Genomic DNA, 24,458 nt, shown 5'->3' with positions numbered 1-24,458 from the left:
CAAACAAGCCCCATCGCCTGAACTGAATGAACCGTTGTCACCATGATCCATCGCCGCAAATCTGCTTTCGAAAAATGGTTCTCCTTCACGCGGCACCGGCGGCGCTTTGGCGCGGATGCGCACGTGCAGCAACTCGACGCACAGGATTTCACGCATCTGCGTGAAAGCATCATCACGGGCGAGGAAGAGGCGAAGTACGCGCATGGCGCTTCGGTGAATCTGGACGAGCATCTGGCGAAGGTGCGGCGCGAATTCGTCGGGCAGTCCGAGCTGCTGTACCAGCACGCCATGCTGATCGTGCTGCTTCGCCGCGAGGCCGACGTCAAGGCCAACTACGAACGCCTCAAGCGCATGTGGATGGCCGAGCGCGATTTTCTCGCGGCGCATCTGGACACGCGCTGGCTGATCGCCGCCTGCGACAGCTTCATCGACCATGATGACGAACCGCTGCTGCGCGCCATCGCGATGAATGGACCGGTACTGATCAACTCCGTCAAGCTCGGCGAGACCGAGCGCTTCATCCTCGGTGTGAACGGCGAGACGCCCGACCAACAGGCGGCGCTGGACGAACTATGGACGCATCGCGTCGGTCTGTTCGACGGAGTGGCCGGTTTCATTCCGGGCACCGACGACACGCTGCGCAACATGCGCTGGCGGCTGGAAGCGGTTTGCGGTCTGCACCCGCTCGGCGTGGTGGTGATGGAGTTGTTTGACCGGTTGCAACTGGAGGCGAATGACAACGTGTATTCGCGGTTCAGGCGCAGGCATACGCGGGAGAAGACGCAGTGGTGGAATTCTTGAAGTCGGAGTGCGCCCGGCTTGGCGCTTTTCTTTGAGGCGTCATCGGGTTTTGCTGAGGGGTTGAATTTCGGGGCCGGGACTGCCCCCGGCGGGGCAATCACTTTTTGCTTGCGCTCAAAAAGTAATCAAAAACGCGCTTTGAAGTCACGCGGTGGAACTCACTCTGCGCTGACGCGCTCCGTTCGGACAACCCCCGCGAGTCAGTGGAATCCGGGGAGGTGGGATCGGCACTTTGCTTCGCTCGTGCCTCGGGCGCTCGGGTTTGCTCTTGTCGGGGCGTTGCTTGCGGAGGCCGGGACTGCCCCGGCGGGGCAATCACTTTTTGCTTGCGCTCAAAAAGTAATCAAAAACGCGCTTTGAAGTCACGCGGTGGAACTCACTTTGCGCTGACGCGCTCCGTTCGGACAACCCCCGCGAGTCAGTCGAATCCGGGGAGGTGGGATCGGCACTTTGCTTCGCTCGTGCAAGCCGTTTACTAACGCCGCGCGGTTTCTTTGAGTTCGTTCACCAGTTTTTGTACGAGTTCTGCTGCGGGCATGACTCGGGCGGTGGCGATGCCCTGGCCGGCCCAGAGGGACAGGTAGTCGGCTCGGCCTGCGGCGGCTGCGGCCTTGCGCAGGGGCCGGTGAGTGCGTTCTGCACGGGGTATTCGGGATGTCGTGCTCGAACTCGGCGAGCTTGTCCATCATCGTGTTGACGATGCCGCGTGCGTAGCGGCCCGAGTAGATGCGGGTGCAGCGCGTGTCGCTGGCCGTGGCTGCGGCCATGGCTTCGCGGTAGGCGGGCCGATGCCGGATTCGGGGCAGACGAGGAATGCCGTGCCCATCTGCACGGCCTGTGCGCCGAGGGATTGTGCGGCGGCGATGCTGCTACCGTTCATGATGCCGCCGGCCGCGATCACGGGTATGTGCAGGCGTGCGGCGCATTCGGCGACCAGCGGCAGGGTGCCGATCATGCTGGCCTGGAAATCGCCCAGGAAGGTTCCGCGATGACCGCCGGATTCCATGCCCGAGGCGACGACGGCGTCGGCACCGACGGCCTGCCAGGCCTCGGCTTCGGCGAAGGTCGTGGCGGTGCCGATGACATGGCAACCGGCGGCGTGCAATTGATCCACCTGGGGCTGCGTGAGGATGCCGAAGGTGAAGCTCGCAACGGCGGGCTTCAGCGCGAGCAGGGTTTCAAACTGGGCGTTGAAATCTTCGCACCACTGCGCCGGCACGCTCGGCGTGAGGCCGAATTCGGCGTACAGCGGCGCGAGGCGCTCGATGGCTTTCTGAACGGTGGCGGCGTCGGGCGACGGTGTCTTTTGCACGAACAGGTTCATGCCGAAGGGCCGGTCGGTGGCCTTGCGCACGGCGCTTGCGGCCTCCTGCATCGCGCTGGGGAGCGCATGCCGCAGCCGAGCATGCCGAGTGCGCCCGCCCCGGAAACAGCCGCTGCGAGTGCGGGCGTGTCGGAGCCGGTCATCGGGCCCTGGACGATGGGGTGTTCGATGCCCAGTTGCTCGAGCATGGACGGGATGGAAGCGGCGGACATGGTGCTCTCCTGAAGGTGGGGTTATGACACGGATGCCGTGGCGGACTCGGCACGGACGTTGGCGCTGGCCAGCAGGGCGTTCCTGAGCGCCGTGAATGCCGGTGTCGCAAAGCCTTGGCGGGTGACCAGCATGGTGGTGCAGGGCTGAAGCGGCACCCATTGCAGTGCGGGCGGCGCGCGCAACTGGTCGAGCAGGGCTTGGGGCACGACGCCCGCGCAACTGCCTGCGGCGACGCACGCGAGAATCGCCGGGTAGGAGGCCAGCTCGATCACCTGCGGCTGCTGGCGGCCACCGGCGCGCATCCAGTCTTCGCCGATCTGGCGATAGGTGCAGCCGCGGGTGAAGGCGGCGACGGTATGCAGTTCAAGGTCCCGGGCAGACGCCACCTGCGGATGCGTGGCCGGCAGCGCCAGCAGCAGTGCTTCCTCGTAGATGGGAGTGCAATCCACGGACAGCTCGTCGGCGTCCATGCCGGGCGGTGGCCAGGCGACCAGCGCGGCATCGATTTCGTGGGCGAGCAACTGCTCGATCAACTGACGCGAGGGCGAGGTGCGCAGTTCCAGTCGCAGATCGGGCCAGTCGGCATGCAATTGCGCGAGCGGCTGGGGCAGGCGCACGAGCGACGTGCTTTCCATCGCGCCGAGCCGCAGGCGTCCCATGGGATGTTCGGGCGAGACCGCCTGGCGCGCCTCTTCTGCGAGCGACAGCAGGCGCTCGGCGTATCCGAGCAAGGTGGTTCCGGCGGGCGTGAGCTGCATGCGCTTGCCTTCGCGGAAAAACAGCGCGGTGCCGAGCTGCTCCTCGAGTTGCTGTACGCGCGTGGTGACATTGGACTGCACGCGTCCGAGCCGCTCGGCGGCACGCGTGACGCTATGTTCCTGCGCGACCGTGCGGAAAATGTCGAGTGACAACAGGTCCATGAAGAGCCTTCAGGATTAGAATCTTGTTGCGAGATTATTTTATATGAATTAATCTAAAAAAAAGATTTATCCACGCGCCATGAGCACCTATTCCTCCACCCCGGAAACAGCCACCCCCGCGCAGCAACCGCCCTCGGGCTCCGTCAGACCATGGATCGTCGGGCTGGCGGGGCTGGCGTCGCTGGCCGTGGCGATGGGGATTGGTCGTTTCGCGTTCACGCCGCTGCTGCCCATGATGCTGCACGACGGAGTGATCGACCTCGCACGGGAAGCTGGCTCGCCACCGCCAACTATCTGGGCTATCTCGTCGGTGCGCTCATCGGCATGGCGCTTCCGTGGCTGTCACCTGCGATCTACGCGAAATGGCACCCGGCGCGTCTGGCGAAATGGGGCCTGTCTGCCACGGTGATCCTCACGTTGGCGATGGCGTTTCCGATTCAGGATGCCTGGCCGCTGCTGCGTTTTGCAGCGGGCGTGGCGAGCGGCATCACGTTTCTCGGCACGGCCTCGTGGTGCATGGTGCGGCTTTCGGCACTCGGGCGGCCCGAACTCGCGGGACTTGTTTTCGGGGGTCCTGGCTCGGGCATTCTCATCACGGGTCTGATGACCAGCGTGATGGTGGCCGCGCATTGGCAGTCACGCAGTGGGTGGGTGGCATTCAGCGTGCTGGCCGCGTTGCTGTGCGTGTTCATCTGGCCCGTGATACGCGGCCCGGCGGCCCTGACTTTGAGCACGGGCGCACCAAAACCCACGCAGGCGCAGGCCGCGAGCATGCGCGCCCAACCCGTACCCACGCGCGTGTTGCATGCCCTGGCTTACGGCCTGTCGGGTTTCGGGTACATCATCACCGCGACCTTTCTGCCGGTGATTGCGCGCACCGTCCTGCCAGGCAATACCGGCTGGGCGGATCTCTTCTGGCCGATTGCTGGCGCGGGCGCGCTCGTCGGCACCTTGATCAGCACGCGCCTGCCGGTGCGCTGGTCGCGCCGCTGGCTGTTGTTGGTGGCCTACCTGATCCAGGCTGCGGGCGTGGCCCTGACGCTGTGGATGCCCACCACCATCGGTTTTCTCGTCAGCAGCCTGCTTGTGGGACTGCCCTTCACCGCGATCTCTTTCTTTGCGTTGCAGGAGGCGCGCCGCGAATGGCCCGCGTCAGCAGACAGTTTTGCCGGGCTGGTGACCGGCACATACAGCATCGGTCAGATTGCGGGACCGCCGCTGGTGGCATGGCTGCTCCAGCATTCTGCGGATGGCAGGGGATTCGATCGCGCCCTTGAATGCGCATCCCTGGCGCTGGTCGCGGGCGCCGTGATCTACGCAATTTCGCTTTGGTGCTGGCCGGAGAAGGCGGCGGGCCGGAACTAAGGGACGCGGAAAAATCCGCGCGATTTCCTGGTCGGGGCGTGCAGGCGATTCTTAGCCGCTCACCGGCAACCGCAACACGAAGCATGCGCCCGATTGGCCGTCTAGCCGGTCTTCGCACTTGACGCTGCCATGGTGGCGCTGCGCAATCGAGCGCACCAGCGCCAGACCCAGACCCACGCCGCCCGAGCGCTCGCTCGCGCCCGGCAGGCGGTAGAACGGCTCGAAGATGCGCTCGCGCTGTTCCGGCGGCACGCCCGGGCCGTGATCGCACACGCGGATCACGACCTCGTTGCTCTCGCGCGTGAGATCCAGCGTGACCTCGCCCAGGCTGTAGCGGCGAGCGTTTTCCAGCAGATTGCGCACCGCGCGCCGCAGCAGCTTGGCAATGCCCTGCACGTCCAGATCGGTGACGTTGAGCCCATCGGTGCGGGCACTCAGATCGGCATCGACCCGCGCGCACTCCTCGGCAGACAGGCCAAGCAGATCGACGGTCTCCATGGTGCCGACTTCGGACGCGCCGGAGTCGAGTCGGCTGGCGAGCAGGATTTCATCGACCAACTGGTCCAGCTCCGCAATATTGCGCAGAATTTCTGCGCGCGAGGCGGGCGAGGGCGTGCCGTCCTGCATCAGCTCCATGCCCATGCGGATGCGTGTGAGCGGTGAGCGGAGTTCGTGTGACGCGTTCGCGAGCAGCGACTTGTGCGACTGCACCAGCGTCTCGATGCGCGACGCGGCGGCGTTGAATTGCCGCGCCAGATCGGCCACCTCGTCATGTCCCTGGGCGCGCACCCGCACCCGCAGATCGCCCTCGCCAAAACGCTTGACGCTGCGCTGCAGATTTTCAAGGCGCTGCAACAGCTTGCGGATGATCGGAAACACGCCGATGGTCACGGCAATGCCGACCGCCGCGAGAACCCAGAAGAAGCCAAACGGCGGGCGCAGCCAGTAGGCGACGCCGCGCGCGCCATCACGTCCCTGTTGGCGCGGAGCGCGGGCCGAGAGCTGCATATGCAGCTTCTCGCCCGATTCCGTCTCGATGTTGTATTCCGTGGGCTCGCCGGGTTCGCGCCGCTCGCGCGTGGCAAGGCCCTCCAGAATCGCCTTGCCATCTGCGCCGACGATGACGATCTCGCGTGCCGGCGGCTGCATGTTCTGCACGCTGTGCTCGGCCGCCCAGCGCCAGGCAAAACCGATGGCGAATGCAAAGACCAGCACGCCCCGACCACCGCAAGCCAGATGCGCAGATAGAGTCGGCGGGAAAACGGGCTGATCAGGGACATGGTTGTCAATCAGGACTCACAACGATCCTGCGATGCGGACACCGGAGCGTGACCGAACAGAAAAAGTAACGAAAAGCGGCGAGTCTCGATGCAGCAGCAGGCGTTTCATCATCTCGTCAATCCTGCTGTTTCGCGAAGACATAACCGACCCCGCGGACCGTGAGAATGCGGCGCGGATTCTTCGGATCGACCTCGATGGCCGCGCGAATACGGCCCATGTGCACGTCGATGGACCGGTCAAACGCCTCAAGCTCGCGGCCACGCACGGCCTCCATGATCTGGTCGCGCGTGAGCACGCGGCCCGCGCGTTCGGCAATCGTCACGAGCAGATCGAACTGGTAGGAGGTGAGATCGGCGAGCTGGCCGTTCACGGTGACCGTGCGCGCATCGCGGTCGATCTCCAGCGAGCCGAAACGCAGCGTCTGCGTGGCCGGTTGCGCGCCGGTCTCGCGGCGGCGAAGAATCGCGCGAATGCGGGCCAGCAGCTCGCGTGGCTCGAATGGCTTGGGCAGATAGTCGTCGGCACCGATTTCAAGACCGATCACGCGGTCCATCGGATCGCCCTTGGCGGTCAGCATCAGCACCGGTACCTGGGACGCGGGCGCGGGCAGCGAGCGGATGCGGCGGCAGATTTCAAGCCCGTCCATGTCGGGCAGCATCAGATCGAGAATCACCAGATCGGGAAGTTCCGCCGCTTCGGGTCCGGTCAGGCGCGCCAGCCCGCTGGTGCCGTCTCCGCAGTGCGTGACATGCAGGCCGGACTGCCCCAGATACTCGCTCACCATCTGGGCGAGTCGGGCGTCGTCTTCGATCATCAGCAGGTTGTGTGGCATGTGGCTTGGATTGTTCGATTCGCGGATTGCACGGACACCGCCGACGCATTCGCATGAGCGCAGGTATGAATGTCTGACGGAGATGGTGCACCAGGTGTGCTGCGCGTCTTTACGGTTTCCGTAAAGATAGGTAAAGCGCCGCGCAGTTTATCCAACGGCAGAGGAAACGGAAGACTCGCCTGCGCGCTCTCCGCTTTTCTTGACCCGGCCCGCAGCCCAGACCAGCAGCAGCACCGGCAGCCCCAGCGCCGCCGTGCTGGCGAAGAAATTGGCGTAGCCATGCGCGTTCACGTAGTCGCCCGAAAAACCCGCGATGAACTTCGGCAGCAGCAGCATGAGCGACGAGAACAGCGCATATTGCGATGCCGAGTAGCTGATGTTGGTGAGGCTTGAGAGATAGCCCACGAACGCCGCCGAGGCGATGCCCGAGGCCAGGTTGTCTGCCGACACCACGGCAATCAGCGCGGGCACGCTGTGGCCATAGCCCGCGAGCCAGGCGAACAGCAGATTGGTGAAGGCGCTCAGGATCGCGCCGAGCATCAGGATGCGCATCACGCCAAAGCGCATCGACAGGCTGCCGCCGATGAACGCGCCCACCAGCGTCATGATGACGCCGTAGATCTTGGTGACGGTGGCGACCTCGTCCTTGGTGAAACCGGTGTCCACGTAGAACGGATTGGCCATGATGCCCATGACCACGTCGCTGATGCGGTAGACGGCGATCAGCGCAAGAATCACGGCGGCGTGCCATTTGTAGCGCCGGAAGAAATCCGCAAACGGCTCGATCAGCGTGCTCTGGAGCCACTCGCCAGCGCTGCGCGCGGCAGGCATTTCCACGCGTTGGGGTTCGGGCGAAATCAGCACGGTGACAATGCCGACGAGCATCGAGCCCGCCATCACCAGATAGGCCAGTTGCCACGCGGCATTCTGATAACCGCCCGCGCTGCCCGAGAGTTCTGCACGCGCGGCCAGCCACAGCACGCCAGCGCCGGACCAGATCATCGCCAGGCGGTAGCCCGTCTGGTAACTCGCGGCGAGAGCCGCCTGCTCCTTGGCGGGAGCGCATTCGATGCGGTAGGCATCGAGCGCAATGTCCTGGGTCGCCGAGGCGAACGCCGTCACCAGCGCCCACACCACCATCGGTTGCAGCGCGGTCTGCGGATTCGCGAGCGCCATGCCCGCCAGCCCGCACATCACGCCGATCTGCGCGATGAGCAGCCAGCTGCGGCGGCGGCCCATGGCGCGCGTCAGACCGGGCAGCGGCACGCGGTCCACGATGGGCGCCCAGATCCACTTGAAGCCATAGGCCAGCCCCACCCAGCTCAGATGCCCGATGGTGCCGCGATCAATACCGGCCTCGCGCAGCCGAAACGACAGCGTTCCGAGCACCAGCATCAACGGCAGCCCCGCTGCAAATCCGAGCGACAGCATGCGCAGGCTTTCGGGCTGAAGATAGACAAGCCAGGCGTCGCGCCACGATTTTCTGGGCGTCCCGGATGTGGTTTGGTTCTGTGCGGTGGATTCGGACGACATGTGAGGCCAGGTTGGAGCGGCAGGCGTCATTATGCGGATGTCATGCCCGAGGCCGCGCTACCATCTGCCAATGGCCCGCCACGCCCCACCTCCGTTCGCGCTGACTGCACCCGTCGCGTCGATTCGCCACTACAGCGGCGAACACGCGGCGCACGCGCACGATCACGCGCAGATCCTGTACGCGCTCGAAGGCCGGATGGAGCTGGAGGTCAACGGGCGCGCCGCATTCGTCGACGCGGCCTGCGGCATGGTGGTGCCGGCGGGCGTAGAACACGGCTTTCTCGCGTCACCGGGCGCGAGGCTGCTCGTCATCGACGCGCCGCATGACCGCAGCGGCGTCGACAAGCTGCGGCGGTTTGCCGTACCCGCGGCGCTGCGCACGCCGCAGTCCGGCGGCGACGCGGGCGATCATCTCTCGGGCCTGCTGGGCGCGCCGCGCGTGCTCGTGCGCCGCGATCTCGATCTGGAGCACGTGCGCGAACAGGTCTTGCGCAGCCTGCACGAGAACTGGAACACGCGCCGCATGGCCGCGCTGGTGCATTTGAGCGCGCAGCGCTTTCATCTGCGCTGGCTTGAGCTGACGGCCAAGACGCCGCAGCAATGGCTGCGTGACCTGAGGCTCGATGCGGCGGAGGTGGCCCTTGCGCGCGGCGACTCGCTCGAGACCACGGCGCTGCGTTACGGCTACCGTAGCGCGAGCGCGCTCGCGTTTGCGCTGCGGCGCGACCGCAAGATCGGCGCGCGCGACCTGCGGCGCAGGGACTGATAAAAAAATAAAAGAAAAAAGACAACACAGTCGAAGACAAGAAGCGTTTCTCTACAAATCACCGGCCATCCCGCACGCATCATCGCGGCATGGCGAACACCAAGATTCACACCATTTCACCGGCTCTCGGCATCACGCTGGTCAGCATTGCCGCCGTCTTCTGGGGCACGACCGGCACCGCGCAAAGCCTGGGTGGCGGCAGCCTGTCGCCCTACTGGCTGGGCGCGGCGCAACTGGTGGTGTCGGCGGGGTTCTACGCCGCGTTGTGCTGGGTGCTGGCGCAGCGCGGCCCGCTGCGCTCGCGACGGCCTCTGCTCCCGACACCCTCGCAGTTGGGAATGGACCTGCGCCACGTCGCGCTTGCAGCCGTCGGCATCGGCGGATACAGCATCTGTTTTTACGCGGGCGTGAAGCTCACCGGCGTGGCCGTGGGCACGGCGGTGGCGATTGGATCGAGCCCGATCTGGGCCGGGCTCATGCAGGCGATTTTTCTGCGCACGCCGCTGTCGGCACTCTGGTGGTGCGGCACGGCAGTCAGCATCGCGGGCGGTGTCGCCATGGCCCTCAGCAAGGGCTCGGGCGCGGCTTCCTCGCTTTCGGTGCCCGGATTGCTGCTGTGTCTGCTCGCGGGGCTGTCGTATGCCGCGTACGCGCTGATCAACAAGCGCCTTGTGGCTCGCGCATCGCCTGCGCTGGTGAATTTCTACGTGTTCAGTGGCGCGGCCCTGTTCGCCGTTCCGGTCGCATTCGCGTTGGCCGGCGTGCCGCGCTTCACCGCCTCGTCGCTGCTCGTGGCGCTCTATCTGGGCGTGGTGGTGTCCGGCGTTGCGCATGCGCTGTTCTCCAGCGGCCTGCGGGGGATTTCCGGACCCACGGGCGTGACGCTTTCGCTGATCGAGCCGGTCGCGGCGTTCGTGCTCGCGATCTGGGTGGTGGGCGAGCATCAGGCGCTGCAATCCTGGGTGGGGCTGGCGCTGGTCATGGTCGGCCTGTTGGTGGTCGTGCGCGCCGAACTCCAGGCTTCAAGGCGCGAGCGCCTGCAAGCCGCCGTGCCCTAAATTAAACTGGTGTGCATGACCCAGCAATCCAGCCACTCCCGCGACGAAGCTCCCTCGGTAACCACGGGTGCATGCCTGTGCGGCACGACGACGCCATGGAATCCACGACGCGCCTTTGTGATGGCCGCCACGGCGGCCATCGCGGCACCGGCCATGGCGCAGGTGGATGTCGGCAACGCTTCTTCGCTTCGCAATCTGGTGCCTGCCGAAACGCTCGAAAAATCCGCCACGCAGCAGTACGACCAACTGCTCGCGCAGGCCAAGGCCAAGCGCGCGCTTGCGGGTGACGACAATCCGCAGCTCATTCGCCTGCGCGACATCGCCAAGCGACTCATTCCATATACCTACGCATGGAACGAACGCGCGCGCGGCTGGCGCTGGGAGGTCAACCTCGTCGGCAGCAAACAGATCAACGCCTTCTGCATGCCGGGCGGAAAGATCGCGTTCTACACCGGCATCATCGACCAGCTCAAGCTCACCGATGACGAGATCGCGATGATCATGGGCCATGAAATGGCGCACGCACTGCGTGAACACTCCCGCGCACGCATCGCCAAGACGCAGGCCACCAATCTCGGCATCTCGCTCGGCGCGTCTCTGCTGGGCCTGGGCGACGTGGGCCGCGCCGCAGCGGGACTCGGGTCGCAACTCCTGACGCTGAAATTCAGCCGCTCGGACGAAACCGACGCCGATCTGGTCGGCCTCGAACTCGCCGCACGCGCAGGCTACAACCCGCAGGCGTCGATCACGCTCTGGGAAAAAATGGGCAAGGCCACCGGCCAACAGGGCCTGCAATTTCTGTCGACCCACCCGAGCGGCCCTCACCGCATCAAGGAACTACAGGAAAACGTCGCCCGCGTGCAGGGCCTGTACGAAGCCGCACGCCGCAACCAGAAATAGAAACGGACAGAAAGACGACGCGGGCGTTAGCGCGCCTCAGGTGTTCGCCACATAGGGATTGGTGCGCCGCTCGCGTCCGAACGTGCTCTCCGGCCCGTGCCCGGGAATGAATACCGTCTGATCCCCCATGGGCCACAGACGCCCGGTGATCGAGTCGATCAACTGCTGATGGTTGCCCTTGGGAAAATCGGTGCGCCCGATGCTTCCCGCAAACAGCACATCCCCCACAAACGCGCGATCGATCTGCGGCGCATGAAACACCACATGCCCGGGCGTGTGCCCTGGGCAGTGCCGCACATTCAAGGTCTCATTGCCGATCTGCACCGTATCCCCGTCATGTAGCCAACGCGTCGGTGTGAACGCAAGCGCGGGCGGAAAGTTGAACATCTGGCTCTGCTGCGGCAGCCCATCGATCCAGAACTGATCCCCTTCCTCAGGCCCGATGATCGGCAAGTCCAACTTCTGCGCCAACTCGCCCGTACCCCCCGCATGATCAATATGCGCATGCGTCAGCCACAAGGCTTTCAGATTCAGCCCAAGCCTGCGCACCTCACCCATCAACACATCCAGATCGCCCCCGGGATCGATGATCGCCGCATCATTGGTGGCGTCGCACCAGACGATGGAAGCGTTTTGTTGGAAGGCGGTGACGGGAATGGTTTGGTAGTGGAGCATGTGGGGCGATGAAGTGTTGAACCTACGATCACTGCTTGGAGCTTTTGTCGCGACAGGAACCGAATCGCGACAACGAAGATTCGAAATGCATTGGTTCTTGAAAAGGATTTTGCCGCATGGAGGCTGGGGATGCTCGGGGCGGGGTTTCAGTTCGGTGGGCTGGGGGGTTGAGAGACTCGGTTGCAGCGATTGCTGCCAGCCCCATCTGCAAATCGAAGTACAGTTTTCGGCTAAAGAGCAATCTACTCAGTACCGATGTTGTCGACCCCAACGGCTGCATTTCTGGTGAGAAACGGTCAGTGAAATGCAGGCAAGCTGAACCGGTGCCGGATATCTGCATCACCGGCCATGAATTGGTGTGATCGACCAAGGGCCGTCATGGACGGCTTGATTGAGCTATCGGGGTAGAAAGCCTAACTCTTGACAATAGAAATTGTCAGACCATCCCAGCCCTTTTCACCGACTGTTTGCAATGCAGTGCTGTCCAGACGCTGATTTTTAGAAAGCATATCGATGAATTTTCGGACTCCACGGACGTTGCCATCTTGACTATCCGTATCCACCACGGCGCCTCCTCGAACCACGTTATCGCCAACAATGACTGTTCCGGGCCGTGCGAGCTTCAAAGCCCATTCCAGATATTTCGGATTGTTCGGCTTGTCTGCATCAATGAAGATGAAATCGTATGGCCCTTGAAGTTGAGGCAATACCTCAGATGCGGCGCCAATACGAATATCCACCTTCTTCCCGCATCCTGCGAATGCACAGTTCTGGGCCGCAACTTTGGCTCGTTCCGGGTCTACTTCAATGGTGGTGATGACGCCATCGATGGGCAACGCTCTCGCCATCCAGATCGTGCTGTACCCGCCTAATGTCCCGATTTCCAGCACTCGCTTGGCCTGGCTAAGACTAACGAGAAGTGCCAAGAATTTTCCCTGTACGGCAGAGACATCATGCGTTGGCATACCAGCATTTGCGTTTGCAGCTAACGCGGTACGTAGGGCCTCATCTTCTGGCGCCAATTTTTCAGAAAAATACGCATCTACTGAAGCCCATTTAGGTACGTCAGGATTTTGATAGTCAGGCTCTCTCGTCATTGATGAGTCTTCCTCAAAGCTCTTGTCAGCCCTGAATTTTGCAGCAATTGAATGACTGCATCTGGCGGCGGATTCAACCGGTCAATGCAACACAGTGAGTACCTCTGTGCAAGGAGTGTTGTGTGAACCAAAGATCACCGACCTACTACACAGAAACGCAGAAGGCATTGATGTGCAAGCGCTGGAAGGCTGGCGACAAATTGCGTATCAGATCGGCAAGCTGTTCGATCAACCACATACCTCCATCCAGAACATCCTGGCAGCAAAGGGCGGCATCCGCCCAACTCAACCCCGATTCACCGACACCCCTCCATCCACCAACATGGCCGCGCCCGTCATAAACGCCGATGCATCGCTTGCCAAAAACAGAGCCGCCCGCGCAATCTCTTCTGGCGTTGCCAATCGCTTGAGCGCGTGGAGATTCGCAACGGCGGCGAGGGCTTCCGGGGTGTTGCTCATTTGTCTGCCCATCGGGGTGTCGGTTCCTCCCGGCAACAGCACGTTGGCGCGAATTCCGCGAGGGCCGTATTCGACGGCGAGGGCCTGCGCCAATCCGACGAGGCCCGCCTTGCTCGCGGCGTAGGCGGCAACTCCCGGGAAGCCGACCGTGTAGCCTACGAAGGTGCCTGTGAATACGATGCTTGCGCCGCCATGCTGTTGCTTGAGCATCTGTGGCACCTGGTGTTTTGCCGCCAGGAACGCACTGGTCAGGTTGGTCTGCAATGCGGCGTTCCATTCGTTCAGGGAGATTCCCTCGGTGGGTCCCATGGGGCCTAACGTACCCGCGTTATTGAACGCGATATCCAGCCGTCCGAACGAGCGCACGGCGGTTGCGGCCAGTTGCTGCATATAGTCTTCGTGGCCGACGTCACCGGCCAGTTGAACGGCGTTGCCACCCGCATGTTCTATCTCGGCAACGAGTTCCCGCAATGGCTGCTCGCTGCGCGCGCCGATGACGACCGAGGCGCCTTCGGACGCGAACAACAACGCCGCCGCGCGGCCTATTCCCGAGCTGCCGCCTGTGACCAGTGCGACTTTTCCTTTGAGCGAATTCATATCGTTCCTTCGAGTGTTGGAGACGGCATGATGCTTTTCGGCGGTACTTCGCGCTGGCTGTATTCGGCTATGTGATTCGTGAGGATTGCGGATGGAGAGATACACGGACGCCAGAGCGCTCAGGACAAGTCCACAGGCTGCAGCGCGATGGGGCAGTGGCGGCAAATGAACTTCGGGGGATCTGAACAGGTCGGTATCCCGCCATTTTTTCACTGAAAAATGGGTTTCACCATCTTGTGTGGAGCATCGTCTCGCGGAATGCGTGAGAGCAGAGTTTTCAGTTTCTCCTGCCGCGAAGGACTGACGAGTTGGCACGCCCAGGCGACCCTGCCACGCAAGGTCGCCAGCAATTCATCGGATGCGGGGTCTTGCTGCGCAGCCAGTCGATACAGTTGCGCGCGCAGCAGGTCGTAGTCTGCGCGCGAAAGATTGGGTTTCTCGTTGACGACCACGCCGGTGATGCGTTGGCGCGTGTGGTCGGGCATGCGACGGGTCTTGTCCGGGTGGAGCGCGAAGCCTTCGTCCTGCGCAATGCCGCGCACCCATCCACGCAGCGATGCGAAGTGGCGGCGCAGCGAATCGGGGCCTGAAAAGACCAAGTCGTCTGCATAGCGGGAATAGCGTGCGTCGAAACGCTCGGCCAGGGCGGACAGGCGCATGTCGAGATGGAATGCGCACAGATTGGCAAGCGCGGGTGATGATGCAGCGCCCTGCGTCAGATGCGGGGTTGCGAGGCGTTTGATCTGCGAACGCGTTGCGCTTGCATCTTCGAGCAGACGCTCGCGCACTCCAGCGGGTGTGACGGTGGTTGTCAAGGCCGTTAGTTGCGCAGCGATCCCTGCGGGATAGCCGAGACTGCGCCACAGCGCGCGGATTTGCGCAGCCGTGATGCTGTGGAAGAAGTCACGCAGATCGAATGTGCATACAACGGGTTGTCCGGCGTGCAGGGCGGCGTGAGTCAGCACGCTGCGGCCCGTGACAAAGCCGTGCGCGGCTTCATGCACGGGGATGCGGCTGAGCAATTGGACGTGAATCTTTTTCTGCACAGCCGCAAGCTGTTGCTTGGGCACTTCCAGCAATCGCAAACCTCCGCGTGCCTTGGGAGTGAGCCTGTGGCGATAGTGGCTGGCGGCCAGGCTTTTGCCGTGCTGGTCGCGAGGGGCGAATTGCCACGCGGGCCTCGCGAGCCAGTCGAGATCGGAGACACCTATTCCGAGAGCCTGTGCAAGCTGTTGGCTGTCGGCCCAGTTCGGCAATCCCAGATCGTGCAGAGCCATCGCGGCGATCTGCATGCGAGCGGGACGCAACAACCAGCGACGGACCGCTGGGCGCTCCTGCTGCACCCATTGCGAGAAATTTGGCGCAGCGTTGGTGGACTCCGTGTCGTCATCCTCCTCGCCGTAGCCCTCTGCCCACCCAATGCCCAATCCGTGCGGGTCGGGTTCTTCATCGTCCGGTATCCCTTTTTCGGCGGCAGCCTGCGTGATGACGCGCCATTGCGGATAACACGCGGCTCCCAGGCTCTGTTGCTCGACTAAGGCCGATGCGAGGCGCTGAACATCGAGCCGGGCCCACATGGGGTCAGGCATGTGGTGCAGGCGTAGGCTCCAAGTGACGAGCCAATCGGGCTGGTCGCTCGATGCCAGGCCGAGGCAATTTTGCGCTCTGGCAATCAACGAACGCTGGTGTCGGCCACCATCGGCGTCGCTGTCGGCAAGCCACGCATGCGCCACGGCGAGCGCCACGTGTCGAGCATTGGTACTGGCCCTCAGATTTGCTCCCTTGTTGCTGGTGTTACGTCGATACAAGAAGGCCCTGCGGTCTGCCAACCTGCAGGTCTTGCGCGAACTGACGGCTGAACGAATCTGCGGCTGGTTCGCGCCCGGTGAAATCCACTTTGGATGCAGCCATGGGGATACCCCACGGCCCGAATTGACGAAACCACTTGCATTCAAAAACGCTCGTGGAGCCAATACGGCAACGCTTGGCAGAGCAGGGCCAGATAAATGATAGCGCCACTCGATGACGATGTGAAAGCGGTGTTCACCGCGTGGTCGGGACGGTCTGTTGGCCGGTTCAAGTATGGGGGGTGACCTGGAGTTTGAAAACATCAGGAATGCGCACTGGCAAATCCAGTCAGAACCCGTCGCTCATCACCACCTGCATACAAAAATTCCCTGATGTAGTTCAAACGAAGTGCGCGCGTTTGGCAAACCCTGAAAGCTGCGTCGTCAGTATCAAAATTTGCTTTGTGACAGCAGGTATTGTCTGAGGCCCACTTTTGATTCTCAGTCACTGAAGCCACTTTCGTGTTGTCCTCTCCCGTTGACATATTCACCGCCAAGCGAGGGCCATCGGGGATGTTTCGAAGGCCGCGCCGGTCTCGCGCCATCGGTTTTACGCTGACCGAAATCCTCGTGACTCTGAGCGTATTGGCGATCTTGCTGGTCGTTGCGGCGCCTTCCTTTGCGAGCCTCTGGCGCGTCAATCGCGCAACGGCTGCGGTGAAGCGATTCAGTCTCGATCTCGAATATGCACGCAGCGAAGCGCGTCGTCGCGGATCTGCCGTCAGTCTGTGCGCGAGCGAGGGAACGGCTTGTCAGGGATCGGGCGGCGCCGACTGGGCGAAAGGCTGGATCGTGTTTGCGGACGACGATGCGGACGGCTCGGTGGATGGCGGCGAGGCGATTCTTCGCGTGCAGCCCGCCTTGACCGGCGGGGATACTTTTCAGGCGGGTGACGGACGTTCGTCGCTGACCATGGGGCGCACGGGGCTGGCCTCCAATCTGAGCGCGAGCGTCACGTTCACGTTGCACACATCGCCCATCGACGCCAACGCAACGCGTTGCGCGCTCATCAACCGAGCGGGGCGCGAGACCGTTCTCAAGGCAGGAGCAACGGGATGCGCATGAGCACGCGAAAGATCGGGAAAGCCGCGATGGCCGCGCGCGGTCGTGAAGGCGGCTTCACGCTGCTTGAGTCCGGCATCGCGCTGTTGGTGGTGGCCATCGGCATGCTTGGGCCGCTGAAAATGATGGCACACGCCATGGCCAGCAGCAGCACGGCGAATGCGCGTAGCGTCGCGGCGCTGCAGGCCGCCTCGCTGGCGTCGATCATCCAAAGCAACGCCGCCTACTGGCGCGACGGTGAAGGCAGAACCGCCAGCATCACGCTCAAGCAGGGGAAGATCGACGCAGGTTCATCGCTTGGCGTGGCGAATGGGCTGAATTGCGATGCTACGGGCGTGGTGGCGAGACCGCAATGCTCGCCCGAAGAACTGGTCGGCAACGATCTGGTGGAGTGGGCCGGCTCACTCGATGCTGCGTTGCCGAATCCGAGCGGCTCGATCCAGTGCACGCAGACCACCCAGCGGCTGACGCGCTGCACGGTCACCGTCCGTTGGCACGAGCGCTATGTCTCCGGCAACGGCAGCGCCGACCCATCGACCAGTGCCGCAACGGCCACGGCTTCCGACAGTCCGCGTAGCTTCATCACCCACGTCAGCATCTGAGCGCGCATATGCACCTGTCCGGACTCCACCGATACCGCAATCGCTTTCACCACAGCGCCGGCATGACCCTGCTCGAACTGATGGTGGGCCTGGCCATCGGCCTGTTCATGCTCGCGGGTTTGACGACCCTGTACCTGAACGCGAAGACGAGCTTCAACAATCAGAGCGGACTTGCGGACCTGCAAAAATCGCGCCGCGTGGCGATCAACAGTCTGAGCAATGCGATCCGCAGCGCCGGTTATTTCGTCGATCCGCTCACCACGACGCGTGCGTCGGTGTTTGGCTCGTCAGGGAGCTTCGCCGCCGGGCAGTTCATCACGGGATCGGACGGCGCATCGGGGGCGTCCGATACGATCTCCATTCGATTCGAAACCCAGCCACATGATGCGCTCGTGGATTGTCTGGGCGGCGTTAACACCGGCGCGGCAAAAAGCGTGATGCTGAACACGCTGACCGTCAACGCACAGGGCGAGCTGACCTGTTCGTCGGGTGATGGACAAGCACCGGTGGTGCTGGTCAGCGGCATCGCGCGCATGGAGCTGCGCTACAGCGTTGACACCGATGGCGATGGGCAGCCCGACACCTACCTGCCCGCCAGCGCGCTCACGACGGCGGCGATGTGGTCCGGCGTGCATGCCGTGCGGGCCCGGTTGACGTTTCGCGATCCGGTGACGCGCCCGGCGTCGGGTGGCACGGCCTCTAGCCTGCCGGTACTGGTCCACATCATTCCATTGATGAATCACACATGATGAAAAATCCGGCGGCGAAACCTCTTCATCGGTGCCTTGGGGCGCGCCTTGCGCGCGGGCGCACGCGGCATGAAGGTGCGGTGCTGGTCACCACGCTGATGATGCTGCTCGTGATCGGTGTGCTGGCCATCACGATGTTTCGCGGATTCGGTCAGCAGGAAATGGCGGCCGGCAATACCCTGGACAAACAGCGCGCCGACGAAGCCGCGCAAAGCGCCTTGCAGTACGGCGAATGGTGGCTTCGCGAAGGCCACGCGTCCGTGCCGCAGAACTGTGCGGGCGTCGTCACCATCGTGGACGCGTCGTCGCTGAAGGTCTGCAATGCGGCGCTGGCGTCTGCCACGAGCGTGCCTTGGGACACGCGCTTCGACTACCAGCCGGGCACCAGCTTCGTCGTCGATGCGGATAGGGGCCTCTCAAGCAGCGGCGACATCAACTATGCGGCCTTGCCGAGCCTGCACATTGCCTACCTCGGCGTAGGCGGCGCATCGGGCGGGTCGCCGATCTATCAGGTGACCGCCAGCGCGAAAGGCGGGCGGGAGGACACCGTCTCGGTCGTGCAGAGCACGTTCGCACTCACGGGCTCGCGGGTCGTGGACCTGAGCAACTAAAGCCCGGAGCCCGGGCCATCCTCAGTCTGGAAAACGCCATGACGCAGAAAAAAAAGAAAGACATCCCCCGCCAACGCCGGTTCGCAGCAGCAAACGACGGGCTGCGCCGACGATGCTGCTCACGATGGCGGTGTGCGCGCCGCCTGCGTTTGCGGCGCTGACCATCAACGATCCGCTCAATGGCGCGAGTTCCTCGCAGTGGTACGCGGTGGATGGCGCCTGCCTGACCGCAGGCAATGGAAGCGGTTTGATTCCCCGATGCGTGGGTTTGAGCTACTACAGCGGCAAGACGCACGTGGGCGGCGCAAAGCCCGGCGGTCGATTGCCCGACGATGTCGGAAGTGGTGCGCTGCGCCTGACCAATGGCGATGTCCAGATGGAGGGCGTCAACGGCAACAACCAACGCGGTGCCGTGTTCTCCAGACAGACGCTGCCCAGCGATGAAGGCCTGCGCGTGACCTTCACCAGCTATACCTACGGCGGCAATGCCTACAACGGCTGGGTCAACAACGTCGGGCACACATATTCCAAGGATGGCAACGGCGCGGACGGACTGAGTTTTTTCCTGATCGACGGGGACCAGGTACAGCAACTGATCGGCGAGTTGAGCGCAACCAAATTGCCCGGACTCGGGGCCACGGGCGCTTCGCTCGGCTACGGGTGTTCGTCCGATGCCGACAATATTCCCGCCGATCCGGGAGGGCTCGTCGGCGGCTTCATCGGGCTTGGAATCGACGAGTTCGGCAACTTCAATGCGAGCAACAAGGTGGGCAACACCGGCGAAGCGCCCAAGCCCAACAACGTCGTGTTGCGGGGCCGGGGTAACGTCAATTGGACCTATCTGAATGCCAATGCGCAGACCAAGCCCGCCTTCCCCAACGCGATGCCTCCGACCGCCAAGCGGACGGCGCTCAAGGATGCGTGCACCAAGGGCACGGTCAGCGCGGGTGGCAAGCTCATCAGCGTTCCCAACAACCGGTGGCTCGGAAGCTCGGTGGTGCCTGCGAAGATCGCGAACCAGCAGGGTATCGCAGCGCCCCGACGCACCGACGCCAACGCGATCACCTATGACCTGCGGCTTTCCCGCAAGGGCGAGATCAGTCTTGCCTACAGCGTCAAAGGCGGCAATTTTGTGGATGTGGTGCGCGACAAATCCATTCTCGCGGCTGACGAAACCCTGCCGTCCAAGTTTTACTTCGGCTTTGCGGCCAGCACCGGAACCGGCAGCAACGTGCATGAGATCAGTTGCTTTCGCGCCGAGCAGTTGAGCGCGTCGACGACGACCTCGTCGGCCAATACCGATCCATCGACCAAGCTCGAAACCGGCGATCAGGTCTTCTTTTCGTACTTCCACACGGAAAACTGGTGGGGAGAGTTCATCGCGAAGAACATGGTCTACAACCCGGCCACCGACCGAGTCTCGGTGGCACCGATGGCGAACTGGAATGCCAGTTGCGTGTTGACCGGCGGTGTCTGCGCCTCGACGGGCGGGGCTTTGGTGACGGCGCAATCCCCCGCGCAGCGCAACCTCATGACGTGGAATGGCGCGGCCGGAATTCCCTTGCGCTGGGACCGCCTCGGCGACGCCCAGCAGAAGGCGCTGAGCCTGAGCAACGTGGTGCCCGGTGCGGCGCAGGACGCCTCGCGTCTGAACTATCTCGCTGGAGATCGGACCTACGAAACCCAGGCCACCAGCACCCACCAGACCTATCGCAAACGCACCGGGGTACTGGGCGACATTCAGAGTTCGAATCCCGCGTGGGTAGGCCCGCCCAACCAGTCGTATCGGCAGGTGTGGGTGGATGCGTTGTATCCCGATGCGGCCATGCCCGAGGGCGATACGTCCTATTCGGCGTTCGCGGCGAGCAAGGCATCGCGCACCAACGTGGTGTATGTCGGCGCCAACGATGGCTTTCTGCATGGCTTTCGCGCGGGAGCCTACCGGGGCGGCAAGTTCGATCCGCTCTCGGCCAACGACGGGCGTGAACTCATCGCCTACATGCCTGGAGCGGCGCTCGCTTCGTTCGGTGTGAGCAGCGTGACCGACCCCGCAAATTTCAGCGACGAGAAGTACGCACACAATGCCTATGTGGACGGCTCGCCCGGAACCGGCGATCTGTATTACCGGGGCGCGTGGCACACCTGGCTCGCGGGCGGGCTGGGCAATGGCGGCAACAAGGGCGGCGTCATCGGCAATCTGACCGACACCGCGCAGGGCGCGTTCTACGTGCTCGACGTCACCGATCCGTCCGCCTTTTCCAGCAGTGATGCCAGTGCCGAGGCAGTCGTCGTGGGCGACTGGACTTCCAGCACCATCACCTGTATCGGCGATACCCAGTGCGGCAAGCATCTGGGCAGTGTTTCCGGCAAGCCGATCGTGCGGCGTCTTCACAACGGTCATTGGGCCGTGCTGTTCGGCAATGGCCGCAACAGCGCGAGCGGCAAGGCTGGAATCTTCGTGATGACGGTGGATTCCGCATCGGGCGCGACCAGCTTCCGTTATCTCGATTCGGGCGCGGCAGCACCGGCTGCCGGAGTCGGCAAGAACGGCATCATCGAACTCACGTCCGCCGATCTCGATGGCGACAAGGTCACGGACTATGTGTACGCGGGCGACCTCAAGGGCAACCTCTGGCGTTTCGACCTGAGCAGCAGCAATGCGGCAGACTGGAAGGCAGACAGCAAGCCGCTTGCGGCGACCGGTCTGCCGATCTCGACGCAGCCCACGGTGAGCCGCGTGAAACAGCCGGGCATCGCGTCACCGCGATTGATCATCAATTTCGGAACCGGTCTGCTACTGCCCGCCACCACGAGCGGCGGCGCGGTTCCCGCTGCGGGAGCCCAGTACCTCTACGGCCTGTGGGACTGGAATCTCGAAGCCTGGAATGCCAGAAGCACAACCGCCTACGCGTCACTCCCGGCGTCGCGCAACACCACGGGCGAGGGGCTGCAGACGCAAACGCTCAACGCCGTCACGGTCATCGGCAGTGGATACACCACGCAGGGGCGCACCGTCAGCAGCAACCCCGTCTGCTGGGTTGGCAGCAACCGTTGCGAATCCACGGCCAACAATCATGTGGGCTGGCGAATTGCCTTGCCGGGTACGACAACGAGCAGCGACAAAGGCACGTGGTATGAACAGGTCATCTACAACCCGACGCTGAACGACGGGATGTTGACGCTCAATACGATCATTCCGGGCAATTCGGCAATCGACCCCGCCACCTGCACGGCCGGAGAGACGACGGGCTTTCTCCTGACGCTCAACCCCGATACGGGATCGCTCGATCGTCCCTACATCACCGACGGGACGACGGCGACCGGCGCGCCGCTCGCCGCACTCATGCTCAATCAGGTCGGCAGCGTGAATCGGCAGGAGACACCAGGAGGCCCGGTGATATGGAGCGGAGCCCGGGACGGCGAACAGAAGTTCACCAGGATCCAGCCGTCCATATCGGGCGGTGGCCGCCTCACGTGGATTCAATTGCGTTGAACGGGAACCCGACCATGTGCGAAATGAAACGGATGAACGGATTCACGCTTGTCGAATTGATGATCACCGTGGCCTGCATCGCCATCCTCGCCGCGCTGGCGTTTCCAAGCTACAGCGAATACATGAGGCGCGCGCGCCGCACCGACGCCAAGAACGCCGTGCTCGAGGTGGCAGGGCGGCAGGAGCGCTTTTACAGCATCCACAACCGCTACGCCAAGACGGCTGCGGAGCTTGGCTACGCAGCGCTGCCCGCCGTCGTGCAAAGCTCGGGAGGCAGCAGCTACTACCAGTTGTCGGTCGACTTCATCGATGATGCAAAGAGCTATTCCGTCAAGGCCGTACCGCAGGGCTCGCAGACCAAGGACCTGAAGTGCTATACCTACGTGCTGGCCCACACCGGCGCGCAGAGCAATGTCGATGGCGGTGGATCGCGGCTGACCGGAGCCTCCTGCTGGTGAGTGCGCAGGCGGCCTGCCGCTGCAAAACCATCAACGTGATGCTGCGTCGCGCTCGGCCTCGCGCCGCTGCTCACGCAGCATGAACAGATAAAGCCCTTCCACCTTCTCGCGCGCCCAGGGCGTCTTGCGCAGAAACTTGAGGCTCGACGACACGCTCGGGTCGTGCGTGAAGCAGCGCACCGGAATGCGCTCGCCCAGCTCGGCCCAGCCGAAAAAATCGGCGAGCTCGGTCACCATGCGTTCAAGAGTGATGCCGTGGAGCGGATTGCGCGCTTGCTTTTCTGGGGCGGTCGTCATGGCGTGATTGTCCCGCATTGCGCGCGCGGCGGATGCGAGCCGCGCGCGGGCTTCAGTGCTCGCGGCTTTTGGGCGGAAAAGGAAGGCCCGCGATTTACTTCTTGCCGCGCAACTCGGCGAGCACTTCGAGCGCGCGGTCGGTGCGCACATCGTGTTCGGCGGCGAGGCGCTTGGCGACCTGCTCGACTTCTTCACCCACGGCTCCCGCGACCAGCGCAATGTTGCGCGCGTGCAGCGCCATGTGGCCGCGCTGGATGCCTTCGGTGGCCAGTGCGCGCAGCGCGCCGAGGTTCTGCGCCAGGCCCACGGCGGCAGCGATTTCACCGAGTTCCTGTGCGGACCTGACATCCATGATCTTGAGCGCCAGACGCGCCAGCGGATGGGTCTTGGTCGCGCCGCCGACCAGACCCACGGGCATCGGCAGCTCGATGGTGCCGACCAGCGCGCCGCTGTTGTCCTTCTCCCAGGTGGTGAGCGAGGTGTAGTGGCCATTGCGGCAGGCATAGGCGTGCGCTCCGGCTTCGACCGCGCGCCAGTCGTTGCCGGTGGCGACGATGACCGGATCGATGCCGTTCATGATGCCTTTGTTGTGGGTTGCGGCGCGGTACGGGTCGATGGCGGCGAAGGTGTAGGCGTCCAGAATGCCTTCGATGATCTCGGCGCCGCTGCGCTCCCTGGTGGTCAGCGTCCCGGGCGTCAGGCGCACGCGGGCGCGGGCCAGGCGCAGGTCGGCGAGGTTCGAGAGGATGCGCAGGCGCACCGATCCGCCGGTGAGCTGTTCGATCAGCGGTGAGATCGATTCGGCCATGGTATTCACGGTGTTTGCACCCATCGCGTCGCGCACGTCGACAATCAGGTGCAGCACCACCATCGGGCCGCGTGGCGTGCTTGGGAACACGTGCACTTCAATGTCCTTGCAGCCGCCACCCAGCCCGATCAACACCTTGTCGCGGCTGTTGGCGAGCGCGAGGATTTCGTCACGCGCCTTGAACAGCGCGATGCGTGCGCCGTAGGGATCGTTCACACCCAGGACCTGCACCTGTGCGCGCATCAGCGGCAAGGTGCTCGACGTCTGGAAGCCGCCATCGTCACGCGCCAGCTTTGCCATGAAGGATGCGGCGGCGATGATCGAGGGCTCCTCGACCGCCAGCGGCACCAGCACATCGCGGCCGTTGATCTGGAAGTTGCCGGCCACGCCGATCGGCAGTTCGAAGGTGCCGATCACGTTCTCGATCATGCCGTCGGCGAGCGCGTGTGGCAGCGCACCGGGACTGCTGATCAGCGCACGCTCTTCGTCACTCAGCTTGCAGGCCCTGGCGATGTAGTCCCAACGCTCGGCGGGGTTGAGGGCGCGGAAGTTGGGGAGGCGGGAATCGATGGCCATGTGCGGAGTCCAGTACGGAAAAGGAGGGTTGCGCCGACGCGGTGCAATTTCAAACGGTTGGACAAACTGTATTCAAACTGTACCGTCGATTAAAGGTACAGTTTGGGCAAACAGTGTCGTTGCAGTGCAGCAAT

21 protein-coding genes and 3 pseudogenes are annotated in these 24,458 nt (G+C 63.4%); 13 read left to right on the top strand and 11 right to left on the bottom strand.

From position 1 onward, the window contains the following. The first annotated feature begins 42 nt into the window (after positions 1-42). Complete coding sequence (locus tag H9K75_RS12105; protein WP_187722869.1) at positions 43-801, top strand: hypothetical protein; 759 nt, start codon at positions 43-45, stop codon at positions 799-801. A 475-nt stretch (positions 802-1,276) separates the two neighbouring features. Here H9K75_RS12105 and H9K75_RS12100 read toward each other — a convergent pair. Together H9K75_RS12100 and H9K75_RS12095 are read right to left on the bottom strand one after the other, a co-directional pair. Continuing rightward, positions 1,277-2,313, bottom strand: a pseudogene (locus H9K75_RS12100) (NAD(P)H-dependent flavin oxidoreductase). A gap of 45 nt (positions 2,314-2,358) precedes the next feature. Then, on the bottom strand, positions 2,359-3,258 hold the full coding sequence (locus H9K75_RS12095) for a LysR substrate-binding domain-containing protein (protein ID WP_187722868.1): 900 nt from the start codon (positions 3,256-3,258) through the stop codon (positions 2,359-2,361). A 79-nt stretch (positions 3,259-3,337) separates the two neighbouring features. Between H9K75_RS12095 and H9K75_RS25165 the strand changes: the two genes are divergently transcribed. Continuing rightward, positions 3,338-3,667 carry a YbfB/YjiJ family MFS transporter gene (locus H9K75_RS25165; RefSeq protein ID WP_319016816.1) on the top strand — a complete coding sequence of 110 codons (330 nt, stop codon included), beginning with the start codon at positions 3,338-3,340 and terminating at the stop codon, positions 3,665-3,667. After that, complete coding sequence (locus H9K75_RS12090) at positions 3,583-4,623, top strand: YbfB/YjiJ family MFS transporter (protein ID WP_319016815.1); 1,041 nt, start codon at positions 3,583-3,585, stop codon at positions 4,621-4,623. Before H9K75_RS25165 ends, H9K75_RS12090 begins: the two co-directional genes overlap by 85 nt. Positions 4,624-4,674: 51 nt before the next feature. On the opposite strand, the pseudogene H9K75_RS12085 reads toward H9K75_RS12090, so the two are convergent. The 3 genes and pseudogenes from H9K75_RS12085 to H9K75_RS12075 form a co-directional block, all read right to left on the bottom strand. Next, a pseudogene (locus H9K75_RS12085) lies at positions 4,675-5,903 on the bottom strand (HAMP domain-containing sensor histidine kinase). Between the two features lie 116 nt (positions 5,904-6,019). Next, positions 6,020-6,736, bottom strand: coding sequence for a response regulator transcription factor (locus tag H9K75_RS12080; RefSeq protein WP_187722867.1), 717 nt, complete (start codon positions 6,734-6,736; stop codon positions 6,020-6,022). Between the two features lie 147 nt (positions 6,737-6,883). Next, on the bottom strand, positions 6,884-8,269 hold the full coding sequence (locus H9K75_RS12075; protein WP_187722866.1) for an AmpG family muropeptide MFS transporter: 1,386 nt from the start codon (positions 8,267-8,269) through the stop codon (positions 6,884-6,886). Between the two features lie 70 nt (positions 8,270-8,339). On the opposite strand from H9K75_RS12075, the gene H9K75_RS12070 reads away from it, so the two are divergent. The 3 genes from H9K75_RS12070 to H9K75_RS12060 all read left to right on the top strand — a co-directional run bounded on the left by H9K75_RS12070 (position 8,340) and on the right by H9K75_RS12060 (position 10,993). Beyond that, positions 8,340-9,035, top strand: a complete 696-nt coding sequence (locus H9K75_RS12070) for a helix-turn-helix domain-containing protein (protein WP_187722865.1) — start codon at positions 8,340-8,342, stop codon at positions 9,033-9,035. 89 nt (positions 9,036-9,124) lie between these two features. Next, positions 9,125-10,093, top strand: coding sequence for a DMT family transporter (locus H9K75_RS12065; RefSeq protein ID WP_187722864.1), 969 nt, complete (start codon positions 9,125-9,127; stop codon positions 10,091-10,093). A 120-nt stretch (positions 10,094-10,213) separates the two neighbouring features. Beyond that, positions 10,214-10,993 (top strand): M48 family metallopeptidase, encoded by a 780-nt coding sequence (locus tag H9K75_RS12060; RefSeq protein ID WP_226858723.1) that lies wholly within the window; start codon positions 10,214-10,216, stop codon positions 10,991-10,993. A gap of 36 nt (positions 10,994-11,029) precedes the next feature. Here the strand turns inward: H9K75_RS12060 and H9K75_RS12055 are convergent, their stop codons facing one another. After that, the gene (locus H9K75_RS12055) at positions 11,030-11,668 is read right to left on the bottom strand and encodes an MBL fold metallo-hydrolase (protein ID WP_187722862.1); all 639 of its coding nucleotides are present in this window, start codon (positions 11,666-11,668) and stop codon (positions 11,030-11,032) included. A 413-nt stretch (positions 11,669-12,081) separates the two neighbouring features. Continuing rightward, a complete protein-coding gene (locus H9K75_RS12050) occupies positions 12,082-12,765 on the bottom strand; it encodes an O-methyltransferase (RefSeq protein ID WP_187722861.1) in 684 nt (227 codons plus the stop codon). 170 nt (positions 12,766-12,935) lie between these two features. Here H9K75_RS12050 and H9K75_RS25745 point away from each other — a divergent pair. After that, a pseudogene (locus H9K75_RS25745) lies at positions 12,936-13,054 on the top strand (IS30 family transposase); the annotation flags it as partial. On the opposite strand, the gene H9K75_RS12045 reads toward H9K75_RS25745, so the two are convergent. Together H9K75_RS12045 and H9K75_RS12040 are read right to left on the bottom strand one after the other, a co-directional pair. Next, entirely contained in the window at positions 13,051-13,821 is a 771-nt protein-coding gene (locus tag H9K75_RS12045) for an SDR family oxidoreductase (RefSeq protein ID WP_187722860.1), read from the bottom strand. The pseudogene H9K75_RS25745 and the gene H9K75_RS12045 overlap by 4 nt on opposite strands. Before the next feature lie 209 nt (positions 13,822-14,030). After that, entirely contained in the window at positions 14,031-15,566 is a 1,536-nt protein-coding gene (locus H9K75_RS12040; RefSeq protein ID WP_187722859.1) for a reverse transcriptase family protein, read from the bottom strand. Between the two features lie 672 nt (positions 15,567-16,238). On the opposite strand from H9K75_RS12040, the gene H9K75_RS12035 reads away from it, so the two are divergent. The 6 genes from H9K75_RS12035 to H9K75_RS12010 all read left to right on the top strand — a co-directional run bounded on the left by H9K75_RS12035 (position 16,239) and on the right by H9K75_RS12010 (position 22,643). After that, complete coding sequence (locus tag H9K75_RS12035) at positions 16,239-16,733, top strand: GspH/FimT family pseudopilin (RefSeq protein ID WP_187722858.1); 495 nt, start codon at positions 16,239-16,241, stop codon at positions 16,731-16,733. Further along, complete coding sequence (locus tag H9K75_RS12030; RefSeq protein WP_187722857.1) at positions 16,730-17,332, top strand: PilV family protein; 603 nt, start codon at positions 16,730-16,732, stop codon at positions 17,330-17,332. The genes H9K75_RS12035 and H9K75_RS12030 overlap by 4 nt, the downstream gene beginning before the upstream one ends. Before the next feature lie 62 nt (positions 17,333-17,394). Further along, on the top strand, positions 17,395-18,081 hold the full coding sequence (locus H9K75_RS12025; RefSeq protein ID WP_187722856.1) for a PilW family protein: 687 nt from the start codon (positions 17,395-17,397) through the stop codon (positions 18,079-18,081). Further along, positions 18,078-18,692, top strand: a complete 615-nt coding sequence (locus H9K75_RS12020) for a pilus assembly PilX family protein (RefSeq protein ID WP_226858112.1) — start codon at positions 18,078-18,080, stop codon at positions 18,690-18,692. The genes H9K75_RS12025 and H9K75_RS12020 overlap by 4 nt, the downstream gene beginning before the upstream one ends. A 112-nt stretch (positions 18,693-18,804) precedes the next feature. Beyond that, positions 18,805-22,185 (top strand): pilus assembly protein, encoded by a 3,381-nt coding sequence (locus H9K75_RS12015; protein WP_187722855.1) that lies wholly within the window; start codon positions 18,805-18,807, stop codon positions 22,183-22,185. A 23-nt stretch (positions 22,186-22,208) separates the two neighbouring features. Continuing rightward, complete coding sequence (locus H9K75_RS12010) at positions 22,209-22,643, top strand: type IV pilin protein (protein WP_187722854.1); 435 nt, start codon at positions 22,209-22,211, stop codon at positions 22,641-22,643. Between the two features lie 30 nt (positions 22,644-22,673). Here the strand turns inward: H9K75_RS12010 and H9K75_RS12005 are convergent, their stop codons facing one another. Both H9K75_RS12005 and H9K75_RS12000 read right to left on the bottom strand, forming a co-directional pair. Continuing rightward, positions 22,674-22,940, bottom strand: coding sequence for a VF530 family protein (locus H9K75_RS12005; protein WP_319016814.1), 267 nt, complete (start codon positions 22,938-22,940; stop codon positions 22,674-22,676). 94 nt (positions 22,941-23,034) lie between these two features. Further along, complete coding sequence (locus H9K75_RS12000) at positions 23,035-24,324, bottom strand: hydroxymethylglutaryl-CoA reductase, degradative (RefSeq protein WP_187722852.1); 1,290 nt, start codon at positions 24,322-24,324, stop codon at positions 23,035-23,037. Positions 24,325-24,458: the final 134 nt, after the last annotated feature.

The sequence above is a fragment of the Diaphorobacter aerolatus genome, from assembly GCF_014489535.1.
Classification (GTDB): Bacteria; Pseudomonadota; Gammaproteobacteria; order Burkholderiales; family Burkholderiaceae_C; genus Diaphorobacter_A; species Diaphorobacter_A aerolatus.
Note: the sequence above shows the minus strand (reverse complement) of the source record. Positions and strands in the feature narration are given on the sequence as shown.

Bases quoted from the DNA above. Each gene is read 5' to 3' on its own strand.
- H9K75_RS12065 (WP_187722864.1), top strand. From the start codon at position 9,125: ATGGCGAACACCAAGATTCACACCATTTCACCGGCTCTCGGCATCACG.
- H9K75_RS12070 (WP_187722865.1), top strand. From the start codon at position 8,340: ATGGCCCGCCACGCCCCACCTCCGTTCGCGCTGACTGCACCCGTCGCG.
- H9K75_RS12090 (WP_319016815.1), top strand. From the start codon at position 3,583: ATGGCGCTTCCGTGGCTGTCACCTGCGATCTACGCGAAATGGCACCCG.
- H9K75_RS12030 (WP_187722857.1), top strand. From the start codon at position 16,730: ATGAGCACGCGAAAGATCGGGAAAGCCGCGATGGCCGCGCGCGGTCGT.
- H9K75_RS12005 (WP_319016814.1), bottom strand. From the start codon at position 22,940: ATGACGACCGCCCCAGAAAAGCAAGCGCGCAATCCGCTCCACGGCATC.
- H9K75_RS12075 (WP_187722866.1), bottom strand. From the start codon at position 8,269: ATGTCGTCCGAATCCACCGCACAGAACCAAACCACATCCGGGACGCCC.
- H9K75_RS25165 (WP_319016816.1), top strand. From the start codon at position 3,338: ATGAGCACCTATTCCTCCACCCCGGAAACAGCCACCCCCGCGCAGCAA.
- H9K75_RS12055 (WP_187722862.1), bottom strand. From the start codon at position 11,668: ATGCTCCACTACCAAACCATTCCCGTCACCGCCTTCCAACAAAACGCT.
- H9K75_RS12000 (WP_187722852.1), bottom strand. From the start codon at position 24,324: ATGGCCATCGATTCCCGCCTCCCCAACTTCCGCGCCCTCAACCCCGCC.
- H9K75_RS12095 (WP_187722868.1), bottom strand. From the start codon at position 3,258: ATGGACCTGTTGTCACTCGACATTTTCCGCACGGTCGCGCAGGAACAT.
- H9K75_RS12015 (WP_187722855.1), top strand. From the start codon at position 18,805: ATGCTGCTCACGATGGCGGTGTGCGCGCCGCCTGCGTTTGCGGCGCTG.
- H9K75_RS12060 (WP_226858723.1), top strand. From the start codon at position 10,214: ATGGCCGCCACGGCGGCCATCGCGGCACCGGCCATGGCGCAGGTGGAT.
- H9K75_RS12105 (WP_187722869.1), top strand. From the start codon at position 43: ATGATCCATCGCCGCAAATCTGCTTTCGAAAAATGGTTCTCCTTCACG.
- H9K75_RS12045 (WP_187722860.1), bottom strand. From the start codon at position 13,821: ATGAATTCGCTCAAAGGAAAAGTCGCACTGGTCACAGGCGGCAGCTCG.
- H9K75_RS12020 (WP_226858112.1), top strand. From the start codon at position 18,078: ATGATGAAAAATCCGGCGGCGAAACCTCTTCATCGGTGCCTTGGGGCG.
- H9K75_RS12010 (WP_187722854.1), top strand. From the start codon at position 22,209: ATGAAACGGATGAACGGATTCACGCTTGTCGAATTGATGATCACCGTG.
- H9K75_RS12080 (WP_187722867.1), bottom strand. From the start codon at position 6,736: ATGCCACACAACCTGCTGATGATCGAAGACGACGCCCGACTCGCCCAG.
- H9K75_RS12025 (WP_187722856.1), top strand. From the start codon at position 17,395: ATGACCCTGCTCGAACTGATGGTGGGCCTGGCCATCGGCCTGTTCATG.
- H9K75_RS12050 (WP_187722861.1), bottom strand. From the start codon at position 12,765: ATGACGAGAGAGCCTGACTATCAAAATCCTGACGTACCTAAATGGGCT.